Origin of the sequence: Thermoproteus sp. CP80 (assembly GCF_002077075.2) — an archaeon.
In the GTDB taxonomy this organism is placed as follows: Archaea; Thermoproteota; Thermoprotei; order Thermoproteales; family Thermoproteaceae; genus Thermoproteus.
Map to the genome: position 1 here is coordinate 1 of NZ_LCWM02000049.1, position 6170 is coordinate 6170.

A 6170-nucleotide genomic window follows, 5' to 3' on the forward strand; every position below is an offset into this window, starting at 1 on the left:
GCGACGCAACGATCCACGAAGCCAGGGCGTGGATAGAAAAAGAACAGCTACGCATCTGGATAAGAGCCGAGGTAGGCGGCACGCCGCTCCAGAAGACGATCACCTTCACCCGCGGCGCCAGAGGCGAGGTAAGAGGCTACGCCTACGCCCACGCCGACGCGCCCGGCGGACGCGCCGCAGACGCCCACAGGGCGAAAACCTTGATAAGAGCCGTCACGGGCCACGAGCCCACGATCGTGGAGAGGCGGGACGGCGCCATCATGCTGAAGCTCACGCGGCGCCACCTAGAAGCCCTCATGAAATACGCCGAAATACACCAAGAAGCCGAGAAGTGGCTACAAGAAACCAAGAAGGGAGCCCCCGCCTCCTAAACATCCGCAGCCCAGCGAGCCGCCGCGGCTCAGCTACCGCCAGAGGTCGCCCTTCTCCAGCAGGTTTTTGAAGGCGCGCGTCATCTCGGGGCAGTTCACAAGATCCGCCGGCATCTTGCCCTCGTTGTTCTTGGCGTTTGGATCCGCGCCGTGTTGAACTAGGAGCTGCGCCAAGGCGTAGCGGCATCCCGCGGCGGCCGTAGGATTCGACTCACTGAGAGACGCCACGGGTACATCCAACGGCGACAACAGCCCAACCGTCTGGGAGATCCTTTCCGCTCCTGCCTATCAAACGAGAGCCATTTTCCTGTATATTTTTAGCGGCGTGGGCGTGTTAGGGCTTTGCGAGTATCAGCCATAATTCGCCGTTGGGCAAAGAATTGAGCGGTTTTCTAACCCAGATCTGGATGATGTACAGGCCACCCACCTCTTGGGTCGATGCGGAGACGTATGACGAGGATTCCATGAAAGGTATGTCGAACAACGTCACATCGTAAGTCTTGCCGTCGTACGTTATCAGATAGCGGCCCACCCATCCGCCGGTGTACGTCACATTCCTCGGCCTCGGGAGGAGCAAGGCCCTTATACCGCTCCCCTGAACCTCCCCGGGGAAGAAGGCAAAGCCGTTATAGTACACCTCCAGGATAACGCACCTGTACTGCGTATGGCCTACGGCCAACGCGGTGCTGTTTATGAACGTGCCATTTAATATAAGCCCTAGAGGATCCACGCCCACCAGGTCGCTTTCATTCGCAGCCACGGCACGCACGTAAAGCTCCCTCGCCTCAGCCAAAACCCTCTCAACATAGCCCAACACAGTGGAGTTAACGGCGGCAGTGGAGCCGCCAGCAGCACCTCCTAGGTCATGAGGCCGCCCATGGCCAATGAAATATAAGCCAACAAAAACCGCAATCGCCACAACAAGAACCAAGAGGAGGGCCCTAATCATCAACCTCGCATTCACCGACCTCGCCAAAGACGGAGGTCCGACGGCAACTCCACCATAGATCGTTTGGCCGCCTGGCTGCTGGAGACCCCCTACCCCATACTGCCAGGGTTTATCCATGCACACCTTCTCCACCATTGCCCAAAAATTTTCCATACGGGGAAAATGGCGGAGAAGACCCATATGAATGATAAGGGGCCATACACGCGGCGGCCTTACGGCGCACCAGGTTTAACTATAACTGCGGCCATAACAGAAAACCGGAGATTGCAAAAACCCCACGCCGCCAAGCCCTTTCGCCCGCCGTCCGCACGCTCGGGCGATTGGGAGGGGCCGGCTCCCCCCTCGGGAGAACCCTCGGGGGTTACACCGCCCCCCCATCAAACCCGTCTTCTACGGGAGCCCTCGTGCCCCGGGGTTGCCCCCAGGGCAACGGCCGCCTCGTCTCGGGGAGGGCTTCCCGCTTAGATGCTTTCAGCGGTTATCCCCTACGGCGTGGCTGCCCGGCAGTGCCCTGCCGGACAACCGGTAGACTAGAGGCCGCGGCGCCCCGTTCCTCTCGTACTGAGGGCACCTTCCCCTCAGGCGGCCAACGCCCCCGACAGGTAGAGACCGACCTGTCTCGCGACGGTCTGAACCCATCTCACGTTCCCCTTTAATGGGCGGGCAGCCCCACCCTTGGCGGCTGCTGCACCGCCAGGATGGGAAGAGACGACGTCTGGGTACCAAACCGCGGGGTCGATGGGGACTCTCACCCGCGACGAGCCGGTTATTCCTGGGGTAACTTTTCTGTCATGCCCGGCCCCCACTGGTGGGGGCACGAGCGTTCTCTAGGCCCCGGTTTCCCGCCTGCGCCCCTTGCGTTCAAGGGCGCAGTCAGCCCGGCTTTTGCCCTTACACTCTACGGCGGAGTCCTGACCCGCCTGAGCCGAGCTTAGGGCACCCCCGATATCTTTTCAGGGGTGTGCCGCCCCAGCCGAACTGCCCGCCTGCCGCTGTCCCCGGGGTCGCCCCCAGGTTAGCGGAGGGGCGGAGAATGGGCAGTGTTCCAGGACCGCATCCACGGGACCCGGAGGCCCCGTTTCATTGCTCCTGCCTACGCTCTGCATCCCCCGCCCCTCCGCAACGACAGGCTGCAGTGAAGCTCCACAGGGACTTCTCGCCCCGTCGGGGGTCCCAGGACTGTGCACCTAGAGGTGGGTTCGCCGGGCCCCAGGCCGGGACAGTGGGGACCTCGTTGATCCATTCATGCACGCCGGAACTCTCGGGGGGCGACGCGTGGAGGTCTAGTAAAGATCACAGGGCGTTTCCAACCCCCATATGTTGAAGAACAGATGCCGGTATCTGCTGGGGATCTCTAAGACGTAGACTCCATGCCGCTTGTCGTCGAGATATATGCTGAACTTCTCTATGCCGAATTCTCTCAGCCAGCTACCTATCAGCTTGAGCAGGCTACAGAGGCTCTCAAACAACGGCGCTAGACACCGCGTCGCTGTAGACAAGTCTTTCTGCGTTACGACCACGCGGTATTCCGTCCGGCCTCCGCTATAGCTGAGCTTGTAGAGCCCTCCGTCGCCAACTATCCACCCAAGTAAATAGGCAGAAATCTGGTCGATGTCCACGTCGACGCAACTGGGGGTTGGCTTTAAGCCTTCCTCCACGCAACCGCCCTTACCCGGCAAGGCATTTGGCTACCTTAAGAGGGTCAGAGTTACCCCCGGCCTTCAGCGGCGCTTCGCCCGGTTGTACCCGGGGTTCACGTACCGCCAGTGGCCAGGATTCAGCCCCCGTACACACCCTTACGGGCTAGCGGGGACCTATGTTTTTGTTAAACAGTCAGGTCCCCCTTGTCACTGCGACCTGCGGTCCCGAGGGTGTACCCCAAGACCGCAGGCACCCCTTATCCCGAAGTTACGGGGCCAATTTGCCGAGTTCCCTAGCCTGGGGTAGACCCGAGCCGCCTTGGGCTTCTCACCCAGGAGCACCTGCGTCGGTTCTCGGTACGGGCGCGGGGGCTCGTTCCCCGTCCCCTTTTCACGGGCCCCAGGAGTCGGGCGGACCGGGGAAACCCCCGGCTATTCCCGCCTTCAGCCGGTTCTCGCCATTACGGCACTCCCCGGCCTTCAGCGGTTAAACGGGACGGCGGTCCCGCCCGCCCTATCCCGAGGCGTCGGGGACGGGGCCTGCGTTGCCGCAGAACCTACCCCCGCGGCACGGGAATATTAACCCGTTTCCCTTTCGGCGGGTGCCTACTAGGCCCCGCCTTAGGACCGGCTTACTCCCGGCCTATTGAAGTTGCCGGGAAAACCTTGTCCTTTCCGGCGGAGGGGCTTCTCACCCCTCTTAGCTGCTACTACCGCCGGGATCTTCGTCGACCGCGGGTCCACCGGACCTCTCGGCCCGGCTTCTGCCCCACGGCCGCGCCCCCCTACCGCACTCCGGCCAACGGCCGGAGGCCCGGGGTCTCGGCGGCGGGCTTGAGTCCCTCTACATCTACGGGGCCCCTCGCCTCGGCGGGTCCGCTGTTACGCGTTGCTTGGCCGATGGCTGCTGTTAGGCCCACGGTCCCGCTGTCTTGGGCGAGGGACGCCCTTGCACGTTGACACTTAGCCCGCACTTTGGGGCCTTAACCCCGGTCCCGGTTGTTCCCGTCTCGGGCCAGAGGCTTACCCCACTGGCCCCGCCTCCCCCCTTCTACGGCGCCGACAGGTTCGGAGTTTGACCGGGGACCGGACCCTTTCGGGCCCTGCGTCCCCGATCAGTGCTCTACCCCGCCGGCGGCCTCCGGGGAGGCCGGGCTGGGACCCGCTTCGGGGGGAACCAGCTATCACCGGGCTTGGTTGGTCTTTTGCCCCTAGCCCCAGGTCATGGGAACGAATTGCACGTCAGAACCCTTTCGGGCCTCCACGGGGCTTTCGCCCCGCTTCGCCCTGCCCAGGGCTAGATCGCCCGGTTTCTGGTCTCACGGCCGTGGCTACGGGCCCTTTCGGACCCCGCCCCTCGCCGGCGCTCGCCGGCTACGGGCTGTCGGTTTCCCTACGCCTACGGGGTTGAACCCCTTAGACTCGCCACGGCCGTGAACTCCCCGGCCCGTGTTTCTAGACGTAAGGGCGGACCCTGGACCCTCTCCCTCGTACTCCCCCGTCACCGGGGTTTCCTTCGGGAGGGGGCATCCTTCGAGGCCCGCCCCACTGTAGCCGTCCGGTTTCAGGCTCTTTTCACCCCCCTTCCGGGGTTCTTTTCAGCTTTCCCTCACGGTACTAGTTCGCTATCGGACTCGGGACGTGCTTAGCCTTGGCGGCCAGTGGCCGCCGGCTTCCCCCGCCAAAACCAAGGCGAGGTACTCCGGGATCCCGGGACTCCGCCACGGACGGTTTCGCCTACGGGGCTATCACCCTCTACGGCGGGGCTTTCCAGCCCACTTCGGCTACCGCCCGCCGGCGGTACCCGAGCCCACAACACCACATCTCCCCTCGGTCTTCCCGAAGGGATTTGGTTTGGGCTCTCCCCCTTTCGGTCGCCCCTACTCAGGGGTTCCCTGTTGGTTTCTCTTCCTGCGGGTACTAAGATGTTTCCTTTCCCCGCGTTCCCGCCCCCTACGGGGCGCCGGGGCCTATTCGGCCCCGGCAGGAAGCCCCATTCGGGGATCCCGGGTTCGACGCCCGCCTGCGGCTACCCCGGGCTTATCGCAGCTTGCCACGCCCTTCCTCGGCGCCCGAGCCGAGCCATCCACCGGACGGCTTGGCCGTGCGGACGGCGGATTGCGGGGCCGCGCGCGGAGCCCTCTAGGGTTCCCGCCCCGAGGGTTAGGAGGTGATCCAGCCGCAGGTTCCCCTACGGCTACCTTGTTACGACTTCACCCCCCTCGGGAGTTCTCTGCTCGTCCCCCCACCCAGGTTGCCCCGAGCAAGGGGCCTCGCAGAGAACTCCCTCGGGTGGTGCGACGGGCGGTGTGTGCTTCCCCGGCGGGCGCCGCGGCTAGGGATGGGAAAGGAGGAGCCTCAACAGATCGTTCTTCTCGCGCCCTCTATGCCTGCCGCGCACCGCCTTGGCCCCCTCTAGGAACCCTATCTCCGCGAACTTCCCCAAGTCCTCTCTGCGCTTTATGTAGAGCAACGTGCCGTTGCCTCTAATTCCATAGGAGATCCCGACCGCCCTCAGCAACGCGCCTACGTCCTCGATTATCTCCACGCTTTTTGATCGGAAGACCACCTCCCGGCTCTTGGGGTCTCTGGACAAGACAACTCCGCCGTCTAACGTGAAGGCCCACCTTACGGCCTCCCGCGCATACATATGCGACTCGGGCGGAAGCCTCTTGACGCCGGAGGTCGTGCATATCCGCCTCCTCAGCTCCTCGGCGAACTCCAGCATATAGGATACAATCCTCTTGCCCCTCACGTGATATCTAAACCCTAGGCTCTCTAGATGGCTCGTGTAGAACCGCCTAACCGCCTCGTCGATATTCACAAACACAACCTCGGCGCGCGACCTCCTGCCGATGTAAACATAGCCCTCGAGGGCGACTCCTACGCCCACCACCATCCACGAGTAATCCACACGGCAGAGAAGGACCGACCTTAAGAAGGATGAGGAAGGCCGCAGCAACCCGCCTAAGGGGCAGGGACGTATTCACCGCGCGTTGGTGACACGCGGTTACTAGGGATTCCACATTCACGAGGGCGAGTTGCAGCCCTCGATCCCTACCAGGGCGGGGTTTACGGGATTGCCTCCCCCTTTCGGGGTCGGATCCCGCTGTCCCCGCCATTGCAGCTCGCGTGCAGCCCCGGGGTTTCGGGGCATACTGACCTGCCGTGGCCCCCTCCTTCCTCCGGCTTACGCCGGCAGTCCCCCTA

3 protein-coding genes, 2 rRNA genes and 1 pseudogene are annotated in these 6170 nt (G+C 63.4%); 1 reads left to right on the forward strand and 5 read right to left on the reverse strand.

Annotated elements, in window-relative coordinates; translation table 11 throughout:
• Window positions 1–371: pseudogene (locus B7L68_RS08760) on the forward strand (hypothetical protein); the annotation flags it as partial.
• Window positions 372–404: 33 nt separating this feature from the next.
• On the opposite strand, the gene B7L68_RS08525 reads toward B7L68_RS08760, so the two are convergent.
• From B7L68_RS08525 to B7L68_RS08900, 5 genes are all read right to left on the reverse strand, one after another.
• Window positions 405–599, reverse strand: a complete 195-nt coding sequence (locus B7L68_RS08525; RefSeq protein WP_143615334.1) for an ankyrin repeat domain-containing protein — start codon at window positions 597–599, stop codon at window positions 405–407.
• A 106-nt stretch (window positions 600–705) separates the two neighbouring features.
• On the reverse strand, window positions 706–1455 hold the full coding sequence (locus tag B7L68_RS08045) for a hypothetical protein (protein ID WP_143615335.1): 750 nt from the start codon (window positions 1453–1455) through the stop codon (window positions 706–708).
• Between the two features lie 165 nt (window positions 1456–1620).
• Window positions 1621–5074, reverse strand: a 23S ribosomal RNA gene (locus tag B7L68_RS08050).
• Window positions 5075–5295: 221 nt separating this feature from the next.
• Window positions 5296–5874 (reverse strand): LAGLIDADG family homing endonuclease, encoded by a 579-nt coding sequence (locus B7L68_RS08770; RefSeq protein WP_162008419.1) that lies wholly within the window; start codon window positions 5872–5874, stop codon window positions 5296–5298.
• A 29-nt stretch (window positions 5875–5903) separates the two neighbouring features.
• Window positions 5904–6170, reverse strand: a 16S ribosomal RNA gene (locus tag B7L68_RS08900); the annotation flags it as partial.